We start from the raw sequence: 26,615 nt of genomic DNA, 5'->3' as shown, positions 1-26,615 counted from the left end.
GAAATCCTCCGGCGAATCCATCCGAGCGCATGCGGGACGCTCTGCGGGGGATTCGGGATGGGATCGGACACGAAGATGCAGCGGCTCTCCAGCCTTCTCGAACTCAGCTCGATGCTCGCCTCCCAGCTCGAGCTCGGCACCCTCCTGCAGACCGTCGTGGACAGCGCCCGGGGCCTCTGCCGGGCGGACGTGAGCGGGCTGCTCATGCTGGCCGAGGAAGACCCCACCCGCTACGGCGGCTTCTGGGTGTCCGGCTGGGACACCCCGCCCGCCCACTATCCGACCGGCGCCGGGGTGTTCAACCTGCCGATCACTACCGGCCGGCCGGTCCGTGTCGACCACGTGCCGAGTCACCCCCGGTCGGTGGGGACACCGCCCGGTCATCCTCCGGTCGGCCCCTTCCTCGGCGTGCCCCTCCGGTTCCAGGATCAGATCCTGGGCACGCTGTTCGTGGCGAACTTCGCCGGCCGGCCGTTTTTCACGGAGGAAGACGAGGAGCTCCTCCTGGCGTTCGCCGCGCACGCCTCGGTGGCCATCCACAACGCCCGGCTGTACCGGCAGGTGGAGGAACTGGCGATCCTGCGCGAGCGCGAGCGGCTGGCCATGGACCTGCACGACACCGTGGCCCAGATCTTCTTCTCCATCGGGATGGAGGCCGAGCGGCTCCGGGAGGTGGTGCCGGCCTCCCACCGGGATCGGCTCGAGTACCTGCGTGAGCTCGCCTCACGGGGTGCCGCCCGGGTGCGCGCCGCGATCGCCGAGCTCCACGATCGCGGCGGGCTGCCTGGTGATGCGAACATCTACCGGCAGCTGGCGGCCCTCATCGAGGAGTTCAAGACCCGTTCGGGCCTCGAGATCGGGCTGGTCGTCACCGGTCACGTGCACCGGGTGCCCGACCCGGTGCGGGACCTGATGTGCCGGGCGGCCCGGGAAGCGCTGACCAACGTGGCCAAGCATGCGCACGCCGACATGGCCGTGGTCAACCTGGCCATCGACTCGGACACCGTCACCCTGACCGTCCAGGACAACGGCGTCGGGCTGCGGCCGGGAGCCGTGGACCCTTCACCGGGCGCGCGCCGGTTCGGGATCGCGACCCTGCGGCGCCTGGCCGAACGGCTGGGCGGGGGCGCCGAGATCCGCAGTGGCGTCGAGGGCGGTTGCCTGCTGCGCGTGTGGGCGCCCCTGAGCCCGTCAGACGGCCGGACGGGGGGGAACGGCGTTGTCCCGGATCCGGGTCCTCATCGTGGATGACCACCAGATCGTCCGGCAGGGCCTCCGGGCCATCCTCTCCGCCGAGCCGGACTTCGAGGTCACGGGTGACGTGGCGTCGGCCGAGGAGGCGCTCGAACACGTGGTCCGGGCCCCGCCGGACGTCGCCCTCGTCGACATCCGCATGCAGGGAATGAGCGGCATCGACCTCTGCCGGCGCATCCGTGAGCTGGCCCCGGGGACCGCCGTCCTGATCCTGACCAGCTTTCTCAACGAAGCCCTCGTGCGGGAGTGCGTGCAGGCAGGGGCCCGGGGGTACCTGCTCAAGGACGTCGAGGGATTCGACCTGGTGCGGAGCGTACGGGCCGTGGTGCGCGGGGAGGCCGCCCTGGCCCCCCGTGCCGCAGCACTCCTCATGGACTGCATGAAGGAGCTCGACCACCCCGATCACATCTCCGCGGAGGAACTGGAACTCCTCCGTTACATCGCCCGGGGCCTCACGAACCGCGAGATCGCCACGAAGCTGTACCTGAGCGAGAGTGCGGTCAAGGACCGGGTCCTGGAGCTCTTCCGGAAACTGAGGGTGAAAGGACGCGTGGAAGCGGTCATGGAGGGCGTACGCAGAGGGCTGCTCTAGCGCCGCCAGGTTGAGGTCAGAAAAGAAATTCTCTGCCTGAGAGAGCGATTGGGAGAAACTCACGTGTGTGAAGGACCTAATCCGAAGCGAAGGCGAATTGGCATGACTTGACCGCGGCGCGTTGAAACGATTAGTTTGGTCTAAACGATTCATTCGCACGGTGCCCGCCGCCGGTCGCCGAGGAGGTCGCCATGGTCACGATCGCCGACGTCGCCCGCCTCGCCGGAGTCTCCGTGGCCACGGTGTCCTACGTCCTGAACGGTACCCGCCCGGTCAGCCCGGAGAGGCGGCAGCGGGTGCTGGAGGCGATCGAGGCGCTCGGCTACCGGCCCAACCGGGTGGCGCGAAGCCTCCGGGCCCGGCGGACGAACACGATCGGCCTCATCGTGTCGAACATCGTCAGCCCGTTCTACACCGAGATCGCTCGCGCCGTGGAGGACGTCGCCCGCCGCCACGGGTACAGCGTGATCCTCTGCAACAGTGACGACGACCCCGCCAAGGAGCGGGAGTACGTCGACCTCCTCCTCGGCCGTCAGGTCGACGGCCTCCTCGTGGCCCCGGCGCCGAACGACCAGGCCGTCCTGGCCGAGGTCGTGGGCATCGGGGCCCCGCTCGTCCTGGTGAACCGCCGGCCCGCCGGCATCGACGCCCCCTCCGTCACCATGGCCTCCGGGCCGGCGACGTACGAACTCATCCGCCACCTGATCGAGCACGGGCACCGGCGCATCGGCGTCATCTCGGGCGTGCCGGGCTCGCCCTCGAGCCAGGACCGCCTGGAGGCGTACGAGCGCGCGCTGCGCGAGGCGGGGATCGAACCCGACCCCCGGCTGGTGCGCCACGGCCACGCCCAGTACGAGGGGGGCATGGCCGCCGCCCGGGAACTCCTGCAGCAGCCCGGCCCCCCCACCGCCATCTGCTCCCTCGGCACGTCCATGACCCTCGGGGCGCTGGTCGCCATCCGCGAGATGGGCCTGCGGGTCCCGGAGGACGTCGCCCTGGTGGGCTACACCGACACACCGTGGTACCAGGTCACCGACCCGCCGCTGACGGCGGTTGCCCAGCCTGTCCGGCGTCTGGGGGAGCTGGCGATCGACCTGCTCCTCCGCTCCATCGGGGGCGAGGTGCAGGAGCCCCAGCACATCGCCCTCCCGTGCGAGGTCGTGATCCGCCGCTCGTGCGGGTGCCCGCTCAGGAGGTGATCCTTTGTCGCCCTCGAACGAACCTTTCAACCCAGCCCCACGAGGGGGATCGCTCGACCCGGCAAGGGGGCCCCTCCAGGGGATCCGGGTGGTGGACGTCACCCACGTGATCGCCGGCCCCTTCGCCACCGGCCTCCTGGCCGACTTCGGCGCCGAGGTCATCAAGATCGAGCAGCCCGGGACAGGCGACCCCGGCCGCAACATGGGCCCGTTCGCCGGCGGGGAGTCCCTGCGCTTCCCCAGCCTCAACCGTAACAAGAAGGGGATCACGCTCGACCTCCGTCACCCCCGGGGCGCCGAGCTGTTCCGCCGGCTGTGCGCCACGGCGGACGTGCTGGTGGAGAACTTCCGCCCCGGCACCCTCGAGCGGTGGGGGCTCGGGCCGGAGGTCCTGCGGCAGGACAACCCCGACCTCATCGTGGTCCGCATCTCCGGCTACGGGCAGACCGGGCCGGACCGGGACAAGGCAGGCTTCGGTACCCCGGCGACGGCCTTCGCCGGCCTCACGTACATCCTTGGTTACCCAGACCGCCCGCCGATGAACCCTCCGATCCCCCTCGCCGACCTCCTCGCCGGCACCTTCGCCGCCATGGCGACCCTCCTTTCCCTCTACTGGCGCGACGCCCGCGGCGGCCGGGGCCAGGATGCCGACATCTCGCTCTACGAGTCGGTCTTCCGCCTCTTGGAGGACCTCCCCGCCCAGTACAGCGTCACCGGTACCATCCCGGAGCGCCGGGGCGGATCGCCGGGCGGGGCCAGCCCGGCCGGCACCTACCGTACCGCCGACGGCAAGTGGGTCGTCCTCGTCTGCAGCACGGACAGCACGTTCAACCGGCTGGCCGAGGCCATCGGGCGGCCCGACATGATCACGGACCCGCGCTTTTCCACCAACGCCCGCCGGGTGGAGCACCGGGAGGAGGTCGACGCGATCGTCTCCGACTGGCTCGGACGCCGCACCTGGGAGGAGGTGAAGCGGACCCTCGACGCCGCGGGGGTCCCCGTGAGCCTGGTCTACTCCATCGCCGACATCTTCGACGACCCGCAGTACCGGGCCCGCGAGAGCATCGTCACGGTGGACCACCCCCGCTTCGGCCGGATCGCCATGCCGGGCGTGGTGCCCCGCCTGAGCGCGACCCCCGGCCGGGTCGTCCGGGCGGCGCCCGACCCGGGCGAGCACAACCGGATGGTCTACCGGGACCTGCTGGGACTGACCGACGGAGAGCTCGAGGAACTGGAGCGCCTCAAGGTGATCTGAAGGAGGGGCTGGCGTGCAGCATCTGCCCAAACGGGTCACGGTGACGGAGGTGGGGCCGCGGGACGGCCTCCAGATCGAGGACCAGTGGATCCCCACGGAGATCAAGGTGGAACTCGTCAACCGGCTCTCCCGGGTCGGCTTCAAGACCATCCAGGTGACGTCGTTCGTGCACCCCAAGGCGGTTCCGCAGCTCCGGGACGCCGAGGAGGTCATGGCGAAGATCGACCGCGTCCCCGGCGTGACCTACGAGGCCCTCGTCCCGAACCTCCGGGGGATGGAGCGCGCACTGGCGGCGAAGGTCGACAAGGTGAACCTGATGCTCTCCGTCACGGACTCTCACAGCCTGTCCAACGCCAACGCCACGACGGCCGAGGCGCTCAAGAACCTCGAGCCGGTCGCGCGCATGGCGCTGGACCACGGCATCGGGGTCGTGGGCGGGATGGCGACGGCCCTCGGCTGCCCCTTCGAGGGCTTCCCCCCGCCCGAGCGGCTCTTCATGGTGGTCGACGCCTACCTGGCGATGGGCGTGCGGGAGATCGGCGTGGCGGACACGGCCGGCATGGCCAACCCGGCCCTCGTCTACGACCGGCTGAGCCGCCTCCGCGACCGCTACCCGGACGTGCACTTCTCGCTGCACCTGCACGACACCCGGCGCATGGCGACGGCGAACATCATCGCCGCGCTCGAGGCCGGGGTCACCGACTTCGACGGTGCCGCCGGCGGCATGGGCGGCTGCCCGTACGCGCCGGGCGCCACCGGCAACATCGCCACCGAGGACATGGTTCACATGTTCCACGAGATGGGCATCGAGACCGGTGTCGACCTGGATGCGTTGCTCGACGTCGTCCGCTGGATGTCCACCTGGGTGCCTCATCCGCTGGAGTCGACCCTGCTGCGGGCCGGCAAGAGCCGGGACGTGCTGGGCCGCCGCACCAGCGGTCAGGTCAAGAAGATCTCGTGAGGCAGTCATCCATTCCATGGGGAGGTTGCGTCGGATGAAGACGTCCCGGATCTCGAGGCTCGGACTCGGACTGCTCGCCACTGCCGCGATGCTGGTCCTCTCCGCCTGCGGCGGCGCCGGGCAGAGCGGGCAGTCGGGCGCCGGCTCCGCCGCCCAGGGCGGCTCGGGCCAGCAGGCCCAACAGTCCCAGCCCGCGACAGGCTCGCAGGGCGGCCAGGCCGCCGCCAGCGCCTGGGAGCCCAAGGGCGCGGTGACCTTCCTGGCCGGCGCCGGCCCGGGGAGCGGCTGGGACACCACGGCCCGGGCGGCCCAGCAGGCGCTGACCACGGACAAGATCGTGAGCGTCCCGATCAACGTGGTGAACCGGGTCGGCGGCTCCGGCAGCGTGGCCGTGGCCGAGATGGTCAACCAGCACAAGGGCAAGGACGACACGCTGCTGGTCAGCTCGATGCCGCTCCTGTCCAACAAGATCATGGGCACCTCGCCCTACGGGTACAAGGACCTGACCCCCATCGCCGCGATCGCCGGGACCCATTACGGCGTGATCGTCAAGGCCGACAGTGACATCAAGGACCTGAAGGACCTGATCGACCGGATCAAGAAGGATCCCCAGTCCGTCTCGATCGCCGGGTCCGACCCGCCCGCCGACGACTGGGTCGCCGCCATGGGCTTCCTGAGCGCGGCGGGAATCGACATCACGAAGGTGAAGTTCATCGGCTTCGACGGCGGCCAGGTGGTCACCAACGTCCTGGGCGGCCAGGTGAACGCCGGCGTCACCACCGTGGGCGAGCTGCTGCAGCACGTCAAGGCCGGCCAGCTGCGGGTCCTGGCCACGACGGGCGAACAGAGGGAGAAGGCCCTGCCCGACGTTCCGACGATGAAGGAGGCCGGCGTCGACTTCTCGATCCGGAACTGGCGCGGCTTCTTCGGCCCGCCCGGGATGCCGCCCGAAGCGGTCAAGTACTGGCAGGAGAAGTTCGGCGCCATGGTCAAGGGTAAGACCTGGAGCGACATCCTCGACAAGTACGGCTGGTCGGACGCCTTCATGACGGACAAGTTCCCGTCCTACCTCGACGAGTTCAACAGCATGCTCGAGAACCTGCTCCGCACGGCCGGCGCACTGAAGAAGTAACGCGGGAGCGGGCCTAGGGCCGGCGCGGGGAGCCGGCGCCGCGGGCCGGTGCCGGCTCCCCGGCTCTCCTGGGAAGGGAGCTTGGGTATGGTCGACCGGATCGTCGGGATCGTCATCGCTCTACTGGGTGCAGGGTACTGGTACCTCGCCGACAACCTGCCGGAGCCGCTGCTCCGGCAGCCCGTCGGGCCCGAGGTTTTCCCCAAGCTCCTGGCGATCGGCCTGGTGGTGCTCGGGGTGGCCCTCCTGGCCAGCACGTTCGTCAAGGCCGGCACAGCCGCCCCGCGGAAGGCAGAGGAGGCCGCGCCGGACGAGGATGCGGTCGCGGCTGCCGCCCGGGCCGTGGCCGAGGTGCTGGAACAGGACGCCGGGACGCAACTGGACTACCGGACGGTCCTTCTCGCCGCGTCCGGCCTGGTCCTGTATGCCCTCGCCTACGAGCGGCTGGGCTTCCTCCTGTCCACGTTCGTCTTCATGGTCTACGAGACGGCGGTGATGGAAACCCGCCGCGGCCACTGGCTCCGCACGGTCCTGGCGGCGGCGGTCCTGTCCGCCGGCATCTACTTCCTGTTTGTGAAGCTGCTCGACGTCGTGCTCCCGAAGGGGCTGCTGGGCTGAAGGAGGGCGATCCCCACCGGTGTCGTTCCTCGCGAACCTGAGCACGGGCTTCAGCATCGCGCTGAGCCCCATCAACCTCGTGTTCGCCCTGATCGGCGTCCTGGTCGGCACCGTCATCGGGGTCCTGCCCGGCATCGGGTCGGTGGCGACGGTCGCCCTGCTCATCCCGGTCACCTACGGCATGAACCCGAGCACCGCCCTGATCATGATGGCCGGCGTCTACTACGGGGCGATGTACGGGGGCTCGACCACCTCGATCCTCATCAACACGCCGGGCGAGCCGTCCTCCGTGGTGACGACGCTCGACGGCTACCCGATGGCGAAGCAGGGCCGGGCGGGGGCCGCGCTGGCCACGGCCGCGATCGGCTCGTTCGTGGCCGGCACGTTGAGCACGGTCCTCCTGATGCTGATCGGTCCGACGATCGCGTCGGTGGCGATCCGCTTCGGCCCCGCCGAGTACTTCGCGCTGATGCTGCTGGGGCTCACCACCGTGTCGTCCCTGGCGGGCCGTTCGGTGATCCGGGCCCTCATCTCGATGGTCCTCGGCCTCGTGATCGCCACCATCGGCATCGACATCGCCGGCTTCCCCCGCTTCAGCTTCGGGTTCCCCGAGCTGTACGAGGGGATCGACTTCCTCATCCCGGCGATCGGCCTCTTCGCCATCACGGAGGTCCTGGAGATGGCCGGGACCATCCGGCAGACGCCTCCGACCCACCTGACCTTCCAGGGCCGCGCGTGGCTCACCCGGGAGGAGTTCCGCCGCTCGGCCGGCCCCTGGCTCCGGGGCTCCCTCCTCGGATTCATCGTGGGGGTGCTGCCCGGGGCCGGGGCCACGATCGCGTCGTTCCTCTCCTACGCGCTGGAGAAGCGGCTCTCCCGCCACCCGGAGGAGTTCGGCAAGGGAGCGATCGAAGGGGTAGCTGGGCCCGAGGCGGCGAACAACGGCTCGGTCGGTGGCGCCATGGTCCCGCTCCTCACGCTCGGGATCCCGGGCTCGGGCACGACCGCCATCCTGCTCGGCGCCTTCATGATGTTCGGGCTGCAGCCGGGACCGCTCCTCTTCCAGCAGAACCCCGACGTCATCTGGGCCGTCATCGCCAGCATGTACGTCGGCAACGTGATGCTGCTGGTCCTGAACCTGCCCCTCATCCGGGTCTGGATCCAGCTTTTCCGCATCCCGCCGGCCGTCCTGGCGGCAATGGTGCTGGTGCTGAGCACGATCGGCGTGTACGCCGTGAACGGCCGCGTCTTCGACCTCTGGCTCCTCCTCCTGTTCGGCGCCCTCGGCTGGTTCATGCGCCGGTACGACTTCCCGCCGGCCCCCATGATCCTCGCCCTGGTGCTGGGGAAGAGCCTCGAGGACAACTTCCGCCGCGCCGTCGCCCTGTCCGACGGCAGCCTGCGCATCTTCGTCAGCCAGCCCCTGGCTGCGGCGATCCTGGCCCTCTGCGTGCTGTCCCTGTTCAGCCCGTACCTGCAGGCCCGACTCCTGCGCCGCGGCCGGCTGCGGCACCGCACCGCGGCGGCGTGAAGGTCGATTGATAGGTGCCGCCGAGCCCCCGCCCGAGGAAGGCCGGGGGCTCGGCGCGCGTGGCGGGCCCGGAGGGCGGGGCGCGGCCGGACCGTCACCTGGTCGGCCGCCCTGCCGCCGCTCTCCGGGGGATTGCACGCCCGCCGCCGTCACGCCGGCGGGGGGCCGGCGGCGGAGGGGCGATACTGTCGCCCATGGTACCGTGGGACGTCTGCGGTTCCGCAGTGCGTGACGGTGTTCCGAGTGACAGTCCATGGGTCAGTTTGTGTGAGTCGGGCGGTGGCGTTGTGTCCCACGAACTGACTCATTGCCACCGTACAAGCCGTCGGAGTCGTTGCAGAGGGCCAGGAGTCGACCCGGAACAGGTCTTACGTCGACCTCGTGGGATCACCACGTCCCTGCCAGTGGGGTTATGTAACTTCGTATCCGGCAGCGAGTCAGAAAGTGTGACTCTACGGTCGCACTCGACTCTCGTTAGCTGACTCTTGCAGGGTGTTGGGTCCATATGAAACAATAAATGGTATCTGATCCAGGCATAGGGGCGGACGAACGTGCAGGGGAACCTGTGGTGGACCGTACCGGTTCCCGTGGCGATCCTGGAGGACCCGGCGCTCACCCATGCGTCGCGGTGCCTGTACATGGCACTCCTGACGCGAGGCAGCCCCGGTGCATGGCAGGCCCGCGCGACCTGCCGTGAACTGGCCGGACTGTGCGGACTTCGCAGCCCGAACCCGATCCCGGCACATGCCGCAGCACTGGAAAGGGCGGGCTGGGTGCTCGTCCAGAAGCGCCGCGGGCGGCAGGCGGCCACGTACGAACTGCGCACCCCCAGCGGCCCCCTGTCGGCCGCCCACACCCGTGCGGTGCCGGCCAGCCTCGCCACGCATCCGACGCTCTCGCCCACGGCCAGGTGCCTCTACGTCGCCCTGCTCATCCACTCCGACCCGCGCACACGAGCCTGCAGCGAGGCCGTGCCCACGGTCATGCGGTGGACTGCGGTCGACAGCCCGACCACGCTTCGCCTGCACGCCAGAAGTCTGCAGGCGGCGGGCTGGTTGCGGGTCTACCCTGGCCACGGACCGCACACCAACACCTACGTGGTCCTCGACCCGCACCGGGCCGCCCGGGAGGCCGAACTCGAGCGGGTCAGGCTGCGGCTCGAGCGGGAGAGATACATCGGCGAAGCCATCCTGAAGGAGTTGCTGAACGTCCTGGTGGCCACCGATCAGTTCCAGGACAACGCCCGCCCGGGATTCCTTGTCAACCCGCTCACGGGAGAGCGGCTGGAGTTCGACCGCTGGTACTACAAGCACGGCGTGGCCATCGAGTTCAACGGACCCCAGCACTACCAGACCACCGGCGCCTTCCCCGACCCGGAGCAGGTGCGGACCCAGCAGCTGCGAGACCTCGTCAAGCACGCCCTCGCCCGCGACCACGGGGTGACGATCGTCGTGGTCCGACCGCAGGATCTCACGTTCGAAGGCGTGCGCGCCCGGCTGGAGGGCTTCCTTCCGCTGAGGGAGGTGCGGAGGGAGGACCCGGTGGTCCGGTACCTGACCGCCGTCAGCCAGCGGTATATCCGCAAGGCAGCCGGGGCGTAGCCCGGCGGTTCACGCCTTCCGGTGCTGCGCGATCAGGTGCCGGATCTCCGGCAGGATGAGCCTCTCCACCGCCAGCCGCACCGCCGCTTTCGACCCCGGGAGGCAGAAGAGGACGGCCCGCCCGAGCGTGCCCGCGGTGGCCCGCGAGAGCAGCGCGGCGGTGCCGACCTCCTGGAAGCTCAGGAGGCGGAACAGCTCGCCGAAGCCCTCGAGTTCCTTCTGGAAGAGCGGTCGCAGCGCCTCGATGGTCTGGTCCCGCGGCGAGACCCCGGTGCCGCCACTCGTGATGATGAAGTCGACCCGGCCCTCGGCGACGAGGCGCAGCACCTCGGTCCGGACCTCCAGCGGCTCGTTGCGCACGATGGCGTAGTGGCCCACCTCGTGACCGGCCTGCCGGATCAGCTCCATGGCGATCCGGCCGGACTCGTCGGTGTCGGCGGTCCGGGTATCGCTCACGGTGAGCATGGCGGCGACCAGCGTGCCGACATCCCGCGCGGCCTTCTTGTGGTCCTCGACGCCCATGCCGTCCCACCTCCCGGATCATGTCACGCGAGCTGCGGGCGAACCGGGGCGCCCCCAGGCGACCCCGGTTCGCCCGCTTCGTGCCCGGCGGACGCACAGCCGCCGCTCAGCGGATGATCGCGTCCAGCCCCGCCAGGCCGAACATCACCAGCAGCCCGCCCAGGATCAGCACGGCCTTGCTGATCGCGCCGTGGACCCGCCCGATCGCCTTGCGCCCGCCCTCGCTCGCCACGCCGAGCACCCCGACCACGAGCAGGACGCTGAACGTGGCGATCCCGAGGAAGCGGTGGATGATGAGCACCGTGGGCGCCCGGGAGCCGAGGCTCGCCTGCAGGCCCATCCACAGGGCGACGCCCCCCAGCACCACGCTCAGGGTGCCCACGATCCGGTGCGCTGCCCCGCGGGTCTCACGCTCCGAGTCCAGGCGGAAGGCCACGTAGGCCAGGAGGATCGACAGGAGCCCCACGAGCGGATGAACGAGCAGCGGGTTCATGGCAGCATGCGCACCGCCAGGTCGAGGATCAGGGACGGGAACACGCCGGTCACGAGCACGCCCAGGACGGACGCCACCAGCACGAGCCCGGTCACCCAGCGGACCACGCCCGGAGGCAGGGCCAGCGGGCCCGTGTCCGGCGCCAGGCCGCCCGCTGCCGGCACGCCTGCCGTGACCCGCCGCGGGGCGGTCTCGACCTGCCGCATCATGCTCGCCACGATGCGGAAGTAGGCGTACGCGCTGATACCGGTCGTGACCATGAGCATCACCAGGAGGCTCCACGCCTGGGCCCGGGCGGCAGCCACGGCGAGGAACAGCTTGCCGGGCAGGCCGCCCGTCGGCGGGATGCCGGCCAGGCCGGCGAGGGCGAGGGTCATCGCCGCCGCCAGGGCGGGCCGGCGGTGGAAGAGGCCGGCGTATGCGGCCAGGTCGTCGCCGTCCTCGCCGAGGCGCTCGAGGTACAGCATCGCCGCAAAGCCCGCCGTGTTGGCGGCGAGGTAGGCGACCAGGTAGAAGATGCCTGCCGCGACGCCGTACGGCTCCAGCCCGGCCAGGCCCATGAAGAGGTAGCCGGCGTGCGAGATGCCGGAGTAGGCCATGAGCCGCTTCATGTGGGTCTGGCGGATCGCGCCCAGGGCCCCGACCAGCATCGAGAGCAGGGCCAGCACCGTGAGCGGCAGCAGGTACGCCGGCGCAGCCCCGGGCGGCACGGCGGCGATCAGGAACCGGGTCAGGGCGGCGAAGGCGGCCGCCTTCGTGCCCACGCTCATGAACGCCGTCACCGGGGTCGGCGCGCCCTGGTACGCGTCAGGCGCCCAGGTGTGGAACGGGGCCAGCGCCAGCTTGAAGGCGTAGCCCACCACGGCCAGGCCGATGCCGACCCGGTAGAGGACGGTGATGTTGCCCGTGCGGGCGTACTGCCCGATCGCCGCCAGATCCAGCGACCCGCTGGCCCCGTACATCAGGGCAAAGCCGAACAGGAGGAAGCCGGCGGCGGCAGAGCCCAGGAAGAAGTACTTCAGCGCCGCCTCCCAGGCCACCCGGCTGCCCGGCTTGAAGGCGACCAGGACGTACAGGGCCAGCGACAGGAGCTCGAGCCCCAGGAAGACGGTGATCAGGTTCCCGGCGGCGGCCAGCACGGCCATCCCCATGGCGGCCCACAGCACGAGGGCCAGGTACCCGGACACGTCCTCCTCGCCCCGGTGCACGCTGAGGAGCACCGTGGCCAGCGCCGCCACGAGGATCACCGCGGCCGTCGCCAGGGCCAGCCGGTCCAGGACCAGGGCCCCGCCGAAGGCGGGCGCCGGGCGGAGCCGCCACAGCCCCGGCAGGTAACCGCCGGCAACGACCACTGCCGCGGCCGCGACCAGGAACCACCACGGGTAGGCCTGCCGGGCCGGGAGCAGGAGGTCCAGGAGCAGGACCACCAGCGCACCCAGCGCCAGCGCCAGGAGGGGCGAGAGGACCGGCAGGGCCTCGGCAACGTTCGGCACGGAGAGAGACCCCCTCTGCCGTCTACAGGTACAGGGCGAAGTAGGCGGCGATGAGCACCACGCCGGTGACCAGCGTCAGGGCGTAGCGGCGGACGATCCCGCCGTGAAGGCGGCCCAGGAAGGCGCCACCCGCCTGCGCCAGGCCGGCCAGCGCGTGCAGCACGCCGTCGATCCGCCGGAGGTCGAAGTTCCGGGCCCAATCGGACAGGGCGAACGCCGGCTGGACGGCCACCAGATCGTAGAGTTCGTCGAAGTAGAAGGCACGCCCCAGCACACCGGCCGGCTCGCCCAGGGTGCGCTGCTCGGCCTCCCGGCGGACGCCGTTCGGCCCCCAGAGCCACCAGCCGGCCGCCAGGCCGGCCGCGATCACCGCGAGGGTGACGAGGACGGACCACAGGGCGGCGTGGGTGCTGACCTCGAACACCCGGTTGCGCACGAACACGGGCTCCAGGTACGGCTCGACGAACGGCGCCAGGGCGGCGCCGCCCACCACCGACAGCACGGCGAGGACCCCCACGACCCCGTTCATGCTGAGCGGGATCGGGTGGAGGGCCCCGTGGCCGGCGTGCGCGTCGTGGCCGGCCCCCGCGGTCTTGCGGCCCCGGGACCGCGCCGCCGTGGCCGGCACGTCGTAGGGCCGGCCCAGGAAGACCAGGCCCAGGAGCCGCATGTTGTACAGGGCCGTGAAGCCTGCGGCCAGGAGGCCGACCGCCCAGAGGACGTAGTGGCCGGAGTTCCAGGCGGCCGCCAGGATCTCGTCCTTCGAGAAGAAGCCCGCGAACGGCGGGATGCCGACGAGGGCCAGCTGCCCCGCCAGGAAGGTCGCGAAGGCGAAGGGCATGCGCCGGCTCAGTCCGCCCATGCGGCGGATGTCCTGCTCGCCGTGGAGCGCGTGGATGATGATGCCCGCGCCGAGGAAGAGGGCCGCCTTGAAGAAGGCGTGGGTGGCGAAGTGGAAGGCCGCCGCGGCGTGCGCGCCCACGCCGTTGGCGAGGAACATGTACCCGATCTGCGACAGCGTGGAATACGCCAGGACCTTCTTGATGTCGTACTGCCGGGTCGCGAAGATGGCCCCCAGGAGGGCCGACGCCGCCCCCACCACGGCCACCGCCGCCAGGGCGACCGGTGCGGCCTGGAACATCGGGAACAGCCGCGCCACGATGTAGACGCCCGCCGTCACCATCGTGGCGGCGTGGAGCATGGCCGACACCGGCGTGGGACCCTGCATCGCGTCCGGAAGCCAGACGTGGAGCGGCATCTGAGCCGACTTGGCCACGGCGCCGACGAGTACGAGCAGGGCGATCACCGTGGCCCCGGGCGGGTCGAACCGGGCCGCCTGCGCCACGTCCCAGAAGTCGACCGTGGCGTAGCGGGCCACCGCGGCCCCGATGCCGGTGAGCATGAACACCTCGCCGATCAGGTTGACGACGTACGCCTTGATCTGCGCGGCGTTCGCCGCCGGCCGGGTGCGGTAGAACCCGATCAGGAGGTAGGACGCCAGGCCGACGTTCGTCCAGCCGATGACCAGGGTCAGGAAGTTGTTCGCCATCACCAGCAGGGACATGGCGAACACGAAGTAGTTCAGCTTGGCGAAGTAGCGGCCGTAGTCGGGGTCTCCGTGCATGTAGCCCGTGGAGTACGCGTGGATGAGGAAGCCCACGCCGGTGACCACCAGGAGCCACCACATCGACAGCTGGTCGATCATGAGGCCCATCTGGTACCGGTGGCCGCCGATCTCCCAGGACGTCAGCGTGGTCCGGAGGATCGCGTCCGGCCCCACCCGCTGGAGCTCGACGAAGGCGCCCAGGGTGAAGCCGAAGGCCACCAGGACCATCGCCGACGCCAGCACCCCGATCGCCGCGGCGCTCCGCCAGTACCGCGTCCGTCCGGCGATCACGGCGGCGCCCAGGAGCGGCGGGATGAGGATCAGGACAGGCAGGAGCGAGTCGTGCACCGTGATCTCGTCCCCTTCGTGGGCGGGCAGGATCGGGGCCTGTCCGCCACAGATGCGCGTTCGGTCCGGCAGCGGCTAGCCGGACAGGGTGTGGACATCGTCGAGGTCGACCCGCTCGCGGCGCCGGAACACCAGCACCACCAGCGCCAGGCCGATGGCCACCTCGGCCGCCGCCACCACCATGACGAGGAAGGCGAAGACCTGGCCGTCGTGGGACCCGAACTGCCGCGAGAACGCCACGAGGAGCAGGTTGGCGCTGTTCCACATGAGCTCGATCGACATGAGGGTCACGAGCGGGCTCCGCCGCAGGAGCACCCCGGCCCCGCCCAGGATGAAGAGGACGGACGCCAGGGCCACGTAGGCCGAGATGGGAACCATGACGTGACTGCCTCCTCGGGCCGGCCCCCGGCGGCTACGCGTGCCGCCGGCCGACCAGGATGAGGACGCCCACGACGGCGACCATCAGTACGAACGCCGTCAGCTCGAACGGAAACACGTGGGTGACCAGGAGCTCGTGGCCGAACGCCCGGACCCCGCCGAAGCCCGCCGCCGGCGCGGGGTCGGCCGGGGCGTACGCCGCCCGCAGGCCGGCGCCCGCCAGGAGGAGGCCCAGCACGGCCATGGCCGCCGCGGCCGCCGGCACCTGCCCCCGGAGCGGCTCGGGGCCCTTCTCGGCGGGGTCGAGCCGGGCGGTCAGGAGCCCGATGACGAACAGGAACAGGACCATGATCGCGCCGGCGTAGATGATGAGCTGGACCACGGCCATGAACTCGCCGGCCAGGCTGAGGTACAGCACCGCCAGGGCGCCGAAGCTGAGGATGAGGGCGAGGACGCTGTGGACCGGCTGGCGGGCCCGCAGCACTCCCACCGCGCCCGCCAGCGCCACCAGCGCCGCCACGACGAACACCGCCATCATGCGTGTACCGCCGCCTTCCGGCCCGTGTAGGGCGGGTAGACGTTCTCCGGCACCCGGTAGCCGGAGGGCCTTCTGGCCAGCAGCCGGTCCTTCTGGTAGACCTCGGCTTCCCGGGTGAACGCCGCCAGCTCGAACTCCTGGGTCAGGTGCAGGCAGTCGGTCGGGCACGCCTCCTCGCACAGGCCGCAGAAGATGCAGCGGAGGAGGTCCACCTGGTACTTGTACCCGTACCGCTCGCCCGGGCTGTGCGGGGCGGCCGGGTCGTTCTCCGCCGCCACCACCGTGATGGCGTTGGCCGGGCAGGCCACCTGGCACAGTTCGCACCCGACGCACATCTCCAGCCCGTTCTCGTAGATCCGCAGCTCGTGCCGGCCGCGGAAGCGGGCCGCGCGGGGCTTCTTCTTCTCCGGGTACTCGTACGTGCTCGGCGGCTTGAACAGGACCCTGAGCGTCGTGCCCAGGCCCTTGGCGATCGCCTTCAGCACGCCCTCCACCCCCTCACCTCAGGGCCACCCAGGCGGCGTAAGCCACCAGGTTGGCGGCGGAAGCCGGCAGGAGCACCTTCCAGCCGAAGTGCATCAACCGGTCGTAGCGCAGGCGGGGCAGGGTCGCCCGCACCCAGATGAAGACGAAGAGGAGGAAGACCACCTTGAGCAGGAACCACACGACCGGGGGCAGCCACGGGCCCCGCCAGCCGCCAAGGAAGAGGAGCGTGATGAGGCTGGCGGCCGTGATCATGTTGACGTACTCGGCCATGTAGAACATGGCGAAGCGCATGCCGCTGTACTCGGTGTTGTAGCCGGAGACCAGCTCCGCCTCGGCCTCGGGCAGGTCGAACGGCGTGCGGTTCGTCTCGGCGAACATGGCGATGAAGAAGACGAGGAAGGCGACCGGCATCCGGACGATGTTCCACAGCCCCGCCTGGGCGTCGACGATGTCCGCGAACCGCACCGACCCGGCCACCACCATCACGCTGAGGGCCGCCATGCCCATGGCCAGCTCGTAGGAGACCATCTGGGCGGTCGACCGCAGCGACCCCAGGAGGGCGTACTTCGACTGGGACGCCCAGCCCCCCAGGGCGATGCCGTACACCCCCAGGCTCGTGATGGCCAGGAGGGTGAGCATGCCGGCGTCGGGAGAGGCGATCGCCCACCCCGGCGCCACCGGGATCAGCGCGTAGGCCAGGAGCGCCACGGCCAGGGCGATCATCGGGGCCGTGTGGAACACGATCGGGTCGGCGTCCCGGGGCATGAGGTCTTCCTTGAAGAACATCTTCACGCCGTCGGCGATGGGCTGCAGGAGCCCCCACGGTCCCACCCGGTTGGGCCCCAGCCGGTACTGCATCCAGCCCAGGAGCTTTCGCTCGAACACCATGATGTACGCGAAGCCGCCCAGGAGGACGAGGATCAGGATCAGCGACTTGAGGGCGATCCACGCCAGCGCCGCCGCCATCACGCCGTCACCTCCACGGCCGCCCGGCTGACGGTGACCCGGGCACCCGGGCCGAGGCGGTTCACGGGCGCCTCGGGCAGGTGGCGCGGCACCTGGACCGTGCCGGGGATCACCCGGTCGTCGGCCACCGCGGTGAGCTCGATCGCCTCGCCGCCGGCCTCCAGCCGCACCGGGGCGCCCTCGGCCAGGCCGAGGCGGGCCAGGTCGTCCGGGTGCAGGAGCGCCTGCGCCCGGTTGGCGACCCGGGCCACCCCCTCGTCGAAGGCGACGGTCCCGCCCCCGGCGAAGAGGCGGTCGACGGGAACCACGGCGAGGGTGTGGCCGGCCTCCCCGGCGCCGGCCTCCGGCGCCTCGTAGAAGGGCCGGTCGAGGATCTCCGCCGGCGCGCCGGGCAGCACCGCCCCGGGCCGGATGCCGCCCAGGAGCTGCTCGAGCTCGGCGGCCACCTCCCGCGGGCCCGCCTTGAAGGCCACGCCCATCTCCCGGGCCAGCGCCGCGAGGATGGCGCCGTCCGGCTGCGCCTGCCCGCCGGCCTGCTGGGCGGCGGGCGCCTGGGGGCGCACCTCCCCGTCGAGGGCGGCGTAGTGGCCGGCCTTCGCCGTGAAGGGCGCGGCCGGGAAGACGATGTGCGCCATCCGGGCGGTCTCGGTCAGGAAGAGCTCGTGCACGATCACCAGGTCCGCCCGCTCCAGCGCCTCGCGGGCCAGGCGGCCGTCAGGCCAGGTGAGGGCGGGGTTGGCGCCCACGAGGTAGAGCGCCTTCAGCTCGCCCCGGGCGGCGGCAGCCAGCATGGCGCCGGTGTCGAGGCCGGCGGCCTGCGGCACCGGACGGCCCCACAGGCGCTGGACGGCGTCGCGGGTCGGGCCGGCCTGCACGGAGCGGAAGCCCGGCAGGTAGCCGGGCAGGACGCCGGCGGCGGCCGCGGCCCTGCTCTGGTTCTGCTCGCCCGGGATCAGGAGGTGGACCGTGCGCCCGTCCTTGGGGCTGTGCAGGGCCTGCAGGAGCCCCAGCAGGGCCTTGCCGGCCGCGGCGCCCTCGCCGCCCCATACGGCGGCGATCTTGCGGGCACCCGTCAGGAGCTTCGCCGTCTCCTCCACGGCCTCCGGCGCCACGCCCTCGGGCACGCCGGCGGGCACCTGGCCACGGACCGCCCGGGCCAGCGCCTCCAGCACGGCGGCCGTCTGCCCCGGCCGCACCGCGATGCGCCCGTGGCGGTACCGGTACTTCGGGGTGGCGGGGCCGATCGAGACGAGCCGCGCCCGCCGGCGGCGGAGCGCCTGGCGGATCGGCAGGTCCATCACCGGGGCCTTCTCGGCCGGGAGGACATCGACCAGGAGGTACACGTCCGCGTCCCTGAGGTCGGCGAGGCGGCCCGGGAAGGCGGCGAGCCCGGCCGTGACCTGGCCCGTGACCCGGTGGTCGACGTTGTTCGTGCCGACCACGGCCCGGGCGAACTTCTGCAGCAGGTAGGCCTCCTCGATGGTGAGCCGGCCGCCGCCGATGAAGCCGATGGCCCCGGCGCCGTGGGCCGCCTGGATCTCGCCCAGGCGACGGGCCGCCTCGGCCAGGGCCTCGCCCCAGGTGACGGGCACGAGCCGGCCGTCCCGGCGCACGAGCGGCTGGGTGACGCGCTCGCCGGAGTGCACGTACTGGTAGCCAAAGCGGCCGCGGTCGCAGATCCACTGGCCCTCGTTCGTCGCGTCCACCGTGACGACCCGCAGGAGCCGCCCGTGGCGGAAGTCGAGGCGCACCCGGCACGCCAGCGAGCAGCCCGTGCAGACGCTCTCCACCTTGGAGAGGTCCCACGGCCGGGACTTGAACCGGTAGAGGTCGCTCGTGAGCGCGCCCACCGGGCACATGTCGATCACGTTGCCCGTGAAGGGGTGCTCGTACGGCAGCCCCGCCGCGGTCGTGATGAGGTTGTCGTGGCCCCGCTCCTCGATGACCAGCTGGTTCTCCACCGCGATCTCGTCATCGTAGCGGACGCAGCGCCGGCAGAGGATGCAGCGCTCCTCGTCGAGGACGATGAACGGCCCCAGGTTCACGGCCTTGGGCTTGTGCTGCTTGGGGTCCAGCAGGCGGCTGGTGCCCTTGCCGTAGGCGAAGGTCAGGTCCTGGAGCTGGCACTCGCCGCCCTTGTCGCAGACCGGGCAGTCGAGCGGGTGGTGCAGCAGCAGGAACTCCAGCACGCCCTCCTGGTAGCCCTTCACGTTGTCGTTCTGCGTGTACACGACCATCCCGTCCGCCACCGGCGTGTTGCAGGCGGTGACGGGCTTGGGCATCTTCTCGACCTGCACCAGGCACATGCGGCAGACGCCGGCCGGCTCCATCTGCGGGTGGTAGCAGAAGAAGGGGATCTCGACGCCCGCCTGCCTGGCCGCGTGGATGATGAGCGTGCCCTTCGGGACCTGGACGGTGCGCCCGTCGATGGTGACGGTGACCCGTTCCTGGCTCACGCGGTTCGCACCTCCTCCCGGCCGGCGGCCACGGACATGCGGGCCGTGAAGTCCTCCGGGAAGTACTTGAGGGCCGACTGGATGAAGCCCTGAGAGGCGTCGCTGAAGGGGCAGATCGTGGTGCCCATCATGCTGAAGCCGAAGCTGCGGAGGACGTCCAGGTCCTCCGGCCGCCCGCCGCCCGCCTCGATGCGGTCCACGATCACGTTCATCCAGCGGGTGCCCTCCCGGCAGGGGGTGCACTGGCCGCAGGACTCGTTCGCGTAGAAGCGGGCCAGGTAGGCGGCGACGGTGGCCATGCTCACGGTGTCATCGTAGACCATCACGCCGGCGGTGCCGAGCATCGACCCGGCCTGGCGCACGGAGTCGAAGTCCATCGGCGTGTCCAGGTGCTGCTCCACCAGGAGCGGGGTGGAGCCGCCGCCGGGCTGGACGGCCTTGAACTTGCGCCCCGGCAGCATGCCGCCGGCGTGCTCGAAGAGGAGCTCCCGGAGGGGCACGCCCATCGGCAGCTCGTAGTTGCCGGGCCGGCGCACGAGGCCGCTCACCGTGAAGATCTTCGGCCCCGGGCTGCCCGCCGGGCCGATCGACAGGAACCAGTCCGCCCCCCGCTCGATGATGTGCGGGACGCAGGAGAGGGTCTCGACATTGTTGATGATGGTAGGCATTCCGTACAGGCCGACCACGGCCGGGAACGGGGGCTTGACCCGGGGCTCGCCCCGCTTCCCCTCGAGGGAGTTCAAGAGGGCCGACTCCTCGCCGCAGATGTACGCGCCGGCGCCCCGGTGCACCACGATCTCCTGGCTGAAGTCGGTGCCCAGGATCCGCTCGCCCACGTACCCCTTCGCCCGGGCCTGGGCGAGCGCCTCCACGAGGGCCCGGTAGCCGCGGTAGAACTCGCCGCGGATGTAGATGAAGCTCTTCGCCGCCCCGATGGCGTAGGCGGAGATCAGGATCCCCTCGATGAGCTGGTGCGGGTGCCACTGGAGGAGGATGCGGTTGTTGGCGGTGCCGGGCTCGGACTCGTCCGCGTTGCAGACGAGGTAGCGGGGCCGGCCGTCCTTGGGCAGGAACCCCCACTTGCGGCCGGTGGGGAAGCCCGCGCCGCCGCGGCCCCGCAGGTTCGACTTCGTGACCTCGGCGGTCACCTCGTCCGGGGTCATCTTCAGGGCCTTGCGCAGCGCCTGGTAGCCGCCCTGCTTCTCGTACACCTCGATGTCGTTGAGGTCGAGCTGTCCGATGCCCCGGGTGAGGACCGGCTCGAAGCTCATGCCTGTCCCTCCCCGGCCCCGCCCTCGCGGGCGGGCTCGCCTTCGCCGGCGGCCGCGACCTCGGCCTCGGCCCGGCCGGGCTTGCCCCAGTAGCCGGGCGGTGCGGCCTCCGGCTCGGCGAAGTAGCCCGTCTCGGGCCTGCGCTCGATCCAGGCGTCGGGACCCCTGCCGGCCCGCAGGTCGGCCAGGAGCCCGTCGATCTTCTTCTCGTCGAGCTTCACCACGTACTCGCCGTTGACGGTGAGCACGGGCGCCGCGTCGCAGTTCGCGAGGCACTCGTGGGTGACCTCGAGCGTGATGAGCCCGTCCGGGGTGGTGCCGCCGCTCTCGACCCCGAGCTTCTGCTTCAGGAGCTCGGCGATGCGGCCGCTGCCCCGCAGGGCGCAGGAGACGTTGTTGCACACGAGCAGCACGTACTTGCCCACCGGGTGGCGGTGGTACAGGGAGTAGAAGGAGCAGACGGACTCCACGTAGGCCGGGGTGAGGTTCAGGATCCCGGCCACGGCCTCGATGTCCTCCTGGCTGATGTAGCCCCGCTCCTCCTGGGCCAGGTGCAGGAGCGGCATGAGGGCCGACCGGCTGTCGGGGTAGCGCGAGAGGATCTCGCGGATCTCCGCATCCCGCTCCTTCACCCAGGCCGGGGCCTCGAACACGGGCATCAGCGGTCCACCTCCCCGAAGACCGGATCGGCTGCGGCGATGATCATGACCATGTCCGCGAGCATGGCGCCCTGGAGCATCGTGGGCAGGGCGTGGACGGCGTAGAAGCTCGGGGGACGGACCCGGACCCGCCAGGGCTTGTTGCCGCCATCGGACACCACGTAGACCGCGAACTCCCCCCGCGGCGACTCGATGGCCTGGTACACCTCGCCGGCCGGCACCTTGAAGCCCTCGGAGACCAGCTTGAAGTGGTGGATGAGCGCTTCCATCGAATGCCGGACCTCTTCCTTCGGCGGCAGGGCCACCTTGCGGTTCGAGGTCATGTGCGGGCCCTCCGGCATGCCGTCGAGGGCCTGCTGGACGATCTTGTACGACTCCTCGATCTCCCGGATGCGGAGGACGAAGCGGTCGTAAGCGTCGCCGTTCTTCCCTACGGGCACGTCGAACTGGAAGTTCTCGTAGCCGCAGTAGGGGAAGGCCTTGCGCACGTCGTAGGCGACCCCGCTGGCCCGCAGGTTCGGGCCGGTGAGGCCCAGGGCGATGGCCTGCTCGGCCGTCAGCACCCCGATGCCCTTCGTGCGGTCCAGGAAGATCGGGTTCTCCTCCAGGAGGTCCTTCAGCTCCTGCAGGCGGCCCGGGAACTTCTTCAGGTAGTCCCGGACGATGCGGTCGAAGTGCTCCGGCAGATCCTTCGCCAGCCCGCCGACCCGGAAGTACGACGGGTTCATGCGGGCGCCCGTGGTCTCCTCGAAGATGTCGAGGATTCCCTCGCGCATGTCGAAGGCGTAGAAGTACGGCGACTGCGCCCCCACGTCCAGCCCGCCGGTGCCCAGGAACACCAGGTGGCTGGCGATGCGCTGGAGCTCGGTGAGGAGCACCCGGGCCCAGACGGCCTTGGGCGGCACCTCCACGCCAAGGAGCTTCTCCACCGCCAGGACGTAGCCGAGGTTGTTCGAAAGGGGCGACAGGTAGTCCATCCGGTCGAGTACCGTGATGGCCTGGGTCCAGGTCAGGTTCTCGGCGCTCTTCTCGATCCCGGTGTGCAGGAACCCGTGCTCGGGCTGGGCCTTGACGATGGTCTCGCCCTCGAGCTCGAGCACGAGGCGGAGCACGCCGTGGGTCGACGGGTGGTGGGGGCCGACGGAGATCGTCATCCGGTCCTGCTTCTCGTCCAGGACCTCGACGTCCTCCCGGTCGAGCGTGCTCATGGCGAGTTCGTCACCCCTCATCCGGTGGTTCGTCCTTGAAGGGGTGGAATCGGTTCAGGTCGGCAGGGAGATAGGGCCCCATGGCCCGGGGGCCGCGCAGCGGGTAGTCCTTGCGGAGCGGGTGCCCCTCCCAGTCGTCCGGGTTCAGGATGCGGGTCAGATTCGGGTGGCCCCGGAACCGGATCCCGAACTGATCCCACACCTCCCGCTCCGCCGGGTTGGCGTTGGGCCACAGGTCGGAGAGGCTCGGCACCTCGGGCTTCTGCCCCCCGACCGGCACCCGGACCCGCAGCTTCCAGAGCTGCGGCAGGGCGAAGAAGTGGTACACGACCTCGAAGCGGTCCTCTCCCTGCCGGTGCGGGTGGTAGTCCACACCGCCCAGGTCCAGGAGCATGTTGAAGCCCCGGGCCTTCAGCCACTCGGCGACGCCCCGGATCGCCTCCGGGCTCACCCGGACCTGGGGGATCTCGAAGGGCGTCGGCAGCTCCTCGGCGACACCGGGGAAGGCGGCGAGCAGTTCGGGCACGATGGTGGTGCGTACGTGTTCCAGCGCGGCGGGGCCGGGTGCGGCGGTGGTCATCCGGCCATCACCCCACCCTTCACCCGGCCCTCGATGATCCCCTTCTGCAGCTTCAGCACCGCGTCCATCACCGCGTCGGGGGTGGGCGGGCAGCCGGGCACGTACACGTCGACGGGGATCACCTGGTCGACCCCCTGGACGATGGCGTAGTTGTCGAAGATCCCGCCCGAGCTCGCACAGGCGCCCATGGCGACGACCCACTTGGGCTCCGGCATCTGCTGGTAGATCTGCTTGATGACCGGCACCATCTTGTTCGACAGGCGGCCGGAGACGATCATCAGGTCGGCCTGCCGGGGCGATGCCCGGAACACCTCCGCGCCGAACCGCGCCATATCGTAACGGGGCGTGACCAGGGCCATCATCTCGATGGCGCAGCACGCCAGACCGAACGTCAGCGGCCAGATGCTCGACTTCTGCGCCCAGCGCACGAACTGGTCGACCGTGGTGACCAGGAACTGGTCCTGCTCGAGGCCGGTCACCGCCACGAGAATCCCCCCTTCTTCCACACGTAGGCGTAACCCACCGCCAGCACCACGAGGAAGGCCAGCATCTCCCACAAGCCGAAAGCCCCCAGGTCCCGCAGGTTCACGGCCCAGGGGTAGAAGGAGGCGGCCTCGACGTCGAAGATGACGAACAGCATCGCCACCAGGTAGAACTTGACCGGGATGCGCCCCAGAAGCGGCGCCGTGGGGTGACCGGACTCGTACGGGAGGTACTTGGCCGGCTCCGGCCGTCTCGGGGCGACCCGGTGGAACAGCCACGAGATGACCAGGGGCACGGCCACCGCCAAAACCCCATAAACGAGGAGCGGCAGGTACGGGTGCACGGCAGGTGGCCTCCTTTGGGTGGGCGGGGATCAACGGGAAGGGCCCGCTTCGAGGGCCCGGGAGCACGGAACTGGAAGCGACCGCCTATTTTGTTACAACTCTCACGAACTGGCGCGCAGAAAACCTGCGGATTCTCAGGCGGAATAAGGTTCATGCGAATTACTCATACACAGTATAGCAAGCGGCTCCCCGATATGCCACCCCGAAGAAGTGCAAATCTCGGCGGCGTACACCTCTCAGATTGCCACAGCGGCGGGCGCGCGTCCAGAGTCTCCCGTTCGCTGGGCCGTCCGTCCGTGTGAAACGCCTCTATACCCGCTTCCGGCACCTCGGCGTTGCCACGTGGTCCACGGCTCCCGCGGTCACCGCCGCCCGCCAGACGCGGGGACCGGCACCGTCTGCCACGGGACCTGCTGCACACGGCCAGCACCCTCCAACTGGCGTACATGGCTCTGGGTGTTGTATCTGGGAAATATTCCCTCAGAGAGGCAATCGGTGACAGTTGACCGGGACCGTAGAGTCGCATTTCTTGCCTCACCGGCGGACTGCACTTGACATGACGGCCCGGTCGGAGAGTTGGTGGCCCGGAGTTGTCGACATAAGGATCGATTCCGGTCGACCTCACGCCCCTGGCCGGCGCTCCCGGCGGGGCGGACGGGGGTGGTCAGGCAATCGGTGCTACACAACCTCGCCTCTCGACGCGCACCGATTGCCTGTCGGGCCACCCGGCGGAACACCGTCATGCACCGCAGAACGGCACACGTCCCGGGCCACCGGGAACGGCGGCAGCGCCACGGCCCCGGCTGCCGGCCCGCTCCGCAGGGCCGGACGGCCCCGGGGCACCATCGCCCCCGGGGATCCGTGCCGGGGCCGGAGGGGGCGAAGCACACGGCGCCCCCTCCGCCCGTCCGGGCCACGGCGATCGCCCCGGGTTACACCCGCGCGCGCACCGTCTCCAGGCGGCCGAGTTTCTGGTGCGCGTGCGGGTCCACCGGCACCGCCACGACGGCGGCCCGATCGGAATCGAGCGCCTCCCGCAGGGCCCGGGGCAGGTGGTCCGAATCGTGGACCTCGATCCCCAGGGCCCCCAGCGCCTGCGCCATGCGCGCCACCTGGCCGGGCTCGAAGGGCCCGAACCGGGTGGCCCACGGTCCGGCACCGGCGTTCACGGCCTGCTGGTCCGTGAGGCCGTACCGCGCGTCGTGTGCCACGACCACCACGAGCGGCAGCCCCAGCCGGGCCGCCGTCTGCACCTCCGTACCGTGGCGGAGGAAGCCGCCGTCGCCGCACAGGGCGACGACCCGGTTGCCCTCGCCCCGGGCCATCGCCAGCGCCAGGCCGAGGGCGAACGGGACGGCGAACCCCACCGCCTTGAAGACCCCGGATGTCCAGTAGGTGCCGGGGTGGCGGACGGGGAAGAGGCGCCCCGCCCAGGCGGCGTGTGCCCCCACGTCGACGGCCAGGAGGTCGCTCCGGCGCATCGCCTGTGCCAGTTCCAGCACCAGGCGGCCCGGCTCGATCGGGAACGAGTGGTCGCGCCGCAGGCGCTCCATCTCGTCCTCGAGCCCCCGCTTGACCTGACCGGCGATGCCGTCCGGCCCCGCCCAGCCGGGCCGGACCCGGGGCTCCAGAAGCGAGGTCAGCCGGCTGAGGGCGGCGTTCAGGTCGCCGACGATCTCGACCACCGGGTTGTAGTGCACCTGCACGTGCGCCGGCGCCTCGCCCACGTGGATGACCCGAAGCGTCAGGTGCGGGTTCCAGCGCTGCGGGTCCCACTCGGCGGGCTCGTAGCCGGCGCAGAGGACCACGTCGGCCCGGTGCAGGAGGCTGTCCGGGTGGTCGTCCACCTGGAGCCCGGCGTACGCCGCGAGCATCGGGTGGTCGAAGGCGATGGCCGCCTTGCCGGCGAACGTGGCCACCACCGGGATCCCCGCCTTCTCGGCCAGGGCCATCAGTTCCTCGTGGGCGCCGCTGCGCGCCACGCCCTGCCCGGCGATGATCACCGGCCGCTCGGCGCCGTCCAGGTGCCGGGCCGCCTCCTCCACCGCCTCCGGCTCGGGGAAGGGCCTCCCCTGGCGGTACCGCGTCACGGGCTGCAGGGATTCGTCCACCGGCGCCGCGGCGATGTCCTCCGGCAGCACCAGCGCCACCGCCCCCGCCTTGTCCCGGTAAGCCTGGCGGAACGCCTCCCGCACCTCGTCCCGGATCACGGGCCCGCTGGCGACGCCGGCCACGTGCTTGCAGTACGGGGCGAGCGCGCCCGTGAGGTCCAGGTGCCCCCGGTCGGTCGAGAGGTGGCGGTCCCGCCGGGTGGTGCCGATGATCGCCACGACGGGGTAGCCGTCCCGGGTGCAGGAAGCCAGGGCGGGCGCCATCTGCAGGGCGGCCGGCCCCGGCGCGCCGAAGGCGACCCCCGGCCGGCGGGTGATGCTCCCGTAGCCCGCGGCGGCCCACACCGCCGACGCCGCGGAGTGGGTCGCGATCGGCCGGATGCCGCCGCGGCCCATCGCCTGCAGGCAGTCGAGCATCTCCTCGCCGGGAACGCCGAAGGCGGTGTCCACGCCCTCGTTCTTCAAGCAGTTGACGAGAAACTCCGCGCCGTTCATGTGCCAGCCCCCCATGCGCGTCGTCGCGGGTAGGC

At 71.0% G+C, this 26,615-nt stretch carries 25 protein-coding genes; 9 read left to right on the top strand and 16 right to left on the bottom strand.

The genetic code is table 11. From position 1 onward, the window contains the following. Positions 1 to 57: 57 nt before the first annotated feature. The 9 genes from caldi_RS02805 to caldi_RS02765 all read left to right on the top strand — a co-directional run bounded on the left by caldi_RS02805 (position 58) and on the right by caldi_RS02765 (position 10,143). Positions 58 to 1,251, top strand: a complete 1,194-nt coding sequence (locus caldi_RS02805) for a GAF domain-containing sensor histidine kinase (RefSeq protein ID WP_264843597.1) — start codon at positions 58 to 60, stop codon at positions 1,249 to 1,251. Beyond that, positions 1,220 to 1,846, top strand: a complete 627-nt coding sequence (locus tag caldi_RS02800; RefSeq protein ID WP_264843596.1) for a response regulator transcription factor — start codon at positions 1,220 to 1,222, stop codon at positions 1,844 to 1,846. The genes caldi_RS02805 and caldi_RS02800 overlap by 32 nt, the downstream gene beginning before the upstream one ends. 191 nt (positions 1,847 to 2,037) lie before the next feature. Continuing rightward, the gene (locus caldi_RS02795) at positions 2,038 to 3,045 is read left to right on the top strand and encodes a LacI family DNA-binding transcriptional regulator (protein ID WP_264843595.1); all 1,008 of its coding nucleotides are present in this window, start codon (positions 2,038 to 2,040) and stop codon (positions 3,043 to 3,045) included. Positions 3,046 to 3,049: 4 nt separating this feature from the next. Further along, positions 3,050 to 4,300 carry a CaiB/BaiF CoA transferase family protein gene (locus caldi_RS02790; protein ID WP_264843594.1) on the top strand — a complete coding sequence of 417 codons (1,251 nt, stop codon included), beginning with the start codon at positions 3,050 to 3,052 and terminating at the stop codon, positions 4,298 to 4,300. Between the two features lie 13 nt (positions 4,301 to 4,313). Then, positions 4,314 to 5,261: a hydroxymethylglutaryl-CoA lyase gene (locus caldi_RS02785; RefSeq protein ID WP_264843593.1), complete on the top strand. Its 948-nt coding sequence runs from the start codon at positions 4,314 to 4,316 to the stop codon at positions 5,259 to 5,261. A 34-nt stretch (positions 5,262 to 5,295) separates the two neighbouring features. Continuing rightward, complete coding sequence (locus caldi_RS02780; RefSeq protein WP_264843592.1) at positions 5,296 to 6,393, top strand: Bug family tripartite tricarboxylate transporter substrate binding protein; 1,098 nt, start codon at positions 5,296 to 5,298, stop codon at positions 6,391 to 6,393. Between the two features lie 87 nt (positions 6,394 to 6,480). Next, positions 6,481 to 7,011, top strand: coding sequence for a tripartite tricarboxylate transporter TctB family protein (locus tag caldi_RS02775; RefSeq protein WP_264843591.1), 531 nt, complete (start codon positions 6,481 to 6,483; stop codon positions 7,009 to 7,011). A gap of 19 nt (positions 7,012 to 7,030) precedes the next feature. Continuing rightward, a complete protein-coding gene (locus caldi_RS02770) occupies positions 7,031 to 8,542 on the top strand; it encodes a tripartite tricarboxylate transporter permease (RefSeq protein ID WP_264843590.1) in 1,512 nt (503 codons plus the stop codon). A gap of 551 nt (positions 8,543 to 9,093) precedes the next feature. Then, positions 9,094 to 10,143, top strand: coding sequence for a hypothetical protein (locus tag caldi_RS02765; protein WP_264843589.1), 1,050 nt, complete (start codon positions 9,094 to 9,096; stop codon positions 10,141 to 10,143). Positions 10,144 to 10,152: 9 nt separating this feature from the next. Here the strand turns inward: caldi_RS02765 and caldi_RS02760 are convergent, their stop codons facing one another. The 16 genes from caldi_RS02760 to caldi_RS02685 form a co-directional block, all read right to left on the bottom strand. Further along, positions 10,153 to 10,665, bottom strand: a complete 513-nt coding sequence (locus tag caldi_RS02760) for a MogA/MoaB family molybdenum cofactor biosynthesis protein (protein ID WP_264843588.1) — start codon at positions 10,663 to 10,665, stop codon at positions 10,153 to 10,155. A gap of 106 nt (positions 10,666 to 10,771) precedes the next feature. Then, on the bottom strand, positions 10,772 to 11,158 hold the full coding sequence (locus caldi_RS02755) for a hypothetical protein (RefSeq protein ID WP_264843587.1): 387 nt from the start codon (positions 11,156 to 11,158) through the stop codon (positions 10,772 to 10,774). Further along, positions 11,155 to 12,651: an NADH-quinone oxidoreductase subunit N gene (locus caldi_RS02750; RefSeq protein ID WP_264843586.1), complete on the bottom strand. Its 1,497-nt coding sequence runs from the start codon at positions 12,649 to 12,651 to the stop codon at positions 11,155 to 11,157. The genes caldi_RS02755 and caldi_RS02750 overlap by 4 nt, the downstream gene beginning before the upstream one ends. Positions 12,652 to 12,673: 22 nt before the next feature. Continuing rightward, positions 12,674 to 14,605, bottom strand: coding sequence for an NADH-quinone oxidoreductase subunit L (gene nuoL / locus caldi_RS02745; protein ID WP_264843585.1), 1,932 nt, complete (start codon positions 14,603 to 14,605; stop codon positions 12,674 to 12,676). Between the two features lie 75 nt (positions 14,606 to 14,680). After that, on the bottom strand, positions 14,681 to 14,983 hold the full coding sequence (nuoK, locus tag caldi_RS02740) for an NADH-quinone oxidoreductase subunit NuoK (RefSeq protein WP_264843584.1): 303 nt from the start codon (positions 14,981 to 14,983) through the stop codon (positions 14,681 to 14,683). 34 nt (positions 14,984 to 15,017) lie between these two features. Further along, positions 15,018 to 15,521 (bottom strand): NADH-quinone oxidoreductase subunit J family protein, encoded by a 504-nt coding sequence (locus caldi_RS02735; protein WP_264843583.1) that lies wholly within the window; start codon positions 15,519 to 15,521, stop codon positions 15,018 to 15,020. Next, positions 15,518 to 16,006 carry an NADH-quinone oxidoreductase subunit NuoI gene (nuoI, locus tag caldi_RS02730; RefSeq protein ID WP_264843582.1) on the bottom strand — a complete coding sequence of 163 codons (489 nt, stop codon included), beginning with the start codon at positions 16,004 to 16,006 and terminating at the stop codon, positions 15,518 to 15,520. The genes caldi_RS02735 and nuoI overlap by 4 nt, the downstream gene beginning before the upstream one ends. 13 nt (positions 16,007 to 16,019) lie before the next feature. Continuing rightward, the gene (gene nuoH / locus caldi_RS02725) at positions 16,020 to 16,973 is read right to left on the bottom strand and encodes an NADH-quinone oxidoreductase subunit NuoH (RefSeq protein WP_264844715.1); all 954 of its coding nucleotides are present in this window, start codon (positions 16,971 to 16,973) and stop codon (positions 16,020 to 16,022) included. Next, entirely contained in the window at positions 16,973 to 19,429 is a 2,457-nt protein-coding gene (nuoG, locus tag caldi_RS02720; RefSeq protein WP_264843581.1) for an NADH-quinone oxidoreductase subunit NuoG, read from the bottom strand. Before nuoG ends, nuoH begins: the two co-directional genes overlap by 1 nt. Then, entirely contained in the window at positions 19,426 to 20,700 is a 1,275-nt protein-coding gene (nuoF, locus tag caldi_RS02715; RefSeq protein WP_264843580.1) for an NADH-quinone oxidoreductase subunit NuoF, read from the bottom strand. The genes nuoG and nuoF overlap by 4 nt, the downstream gene beginning before the upstream one ends. Beyond that, positions 20,697 to 21,359: an NADH-quinone oxidoreductase subunit NuoE family protein gene (locus tag caldi_RS02710; RefSeq protein ID WP_264843579.1), complete on the bottom strand. Its 663-nt coding sequence runs from the start codon at positions 21,357 to 21,359 to the stop codon at positions 20,697 to 20,699. Before caldi_RS02710 ends, nuoF begins: the two co-directional genes overlap by 4 nt. Further along, positions 21,359 to 22,588, bottom strand: a complete 1,230-nt coding sequence (gene nuoD, locus caldi_RS02705) for an NADH dehydrogenase (quinone) subunit D (protein ID WP_264843578.1) — start codon at positions 22,586 to 22,588, stop codon at positions 21,359 to 21,361. Before nuoD ends, caldi_RS02710 begins: the two co-directional genes overlap by 1 nt. After that, positions 22,578 to 23,147 carry an NADH-quinone oxidoreductase subunit C gene (locus caldi_RS02700; protein WP_264843577.1) on the bottom strand — a complete coding sequence of 190 codons (570 nt, stop codon included), beginning with the start codon at positions 23,145 to 23,147 and terminating at the stop codon, positions 22,578 to 22,580. Before caldi_RS02700 ends, nuoD begins: the two co-directional genes overlap by 11 nt. Next, complete coding sequence (locus caldi_RS02695) at positions 23,144 to 23,632, bottom strand: NADH-quinone oxidoreductase subunit B (RefSeq protein WP_264843576.1); 489 nt, start codon at positions 23,630 to 23,632, stop codon at positions 23,144 to 23,146. Before caldi_RS02695 ends, caldi_RS02700 begins: the two co-directional genes overlap by 4 nt. Continuing rightward, a complete protein-coding gene (locus caldi_RS02690; RefSeq protein ID WP_264843575.1) occupies positions 23,623 to 23,973 on the bottom strand; it encodes an NADH-quinone oxidoreductase subunit A in 351 nt (116 codons plus the stop codon). Before caldi_RS02690 ends, caldi_RS02695 begins: the two co-directional genes overlap by 10 nt. A gap of 933 nt (positions 23,974 to 24,906) precedes the next feature. Next, positions 24,907 to 26,580, bottom strand: coding sequence for a thiamine pyrophosphate-dependent enzyme (locus caldi_RS02685; RefSeq protein ID WP_264843574.1), 1,674 nt, complete (start codon positions 26,578 to 26,580; stop codon positions 24,907 to 24,909). Positions 26,581 to 26,615: the final 35 nt, after the last annotated feature.

The sequence above is a fragment of the Caldinitratiruptor microaerophilus genome, assembly GCF_025999835.1.
GTDB lineage: Bacteria > Bacillota > Sulfobacillia > Symbiobacteriales > ZC4RG38 > Caldinitratiruptor > Caldinitratiruptor microaerophilus.
This window is presented reverse-complemented; position numbering and strand designations above follow the sequence as displayed.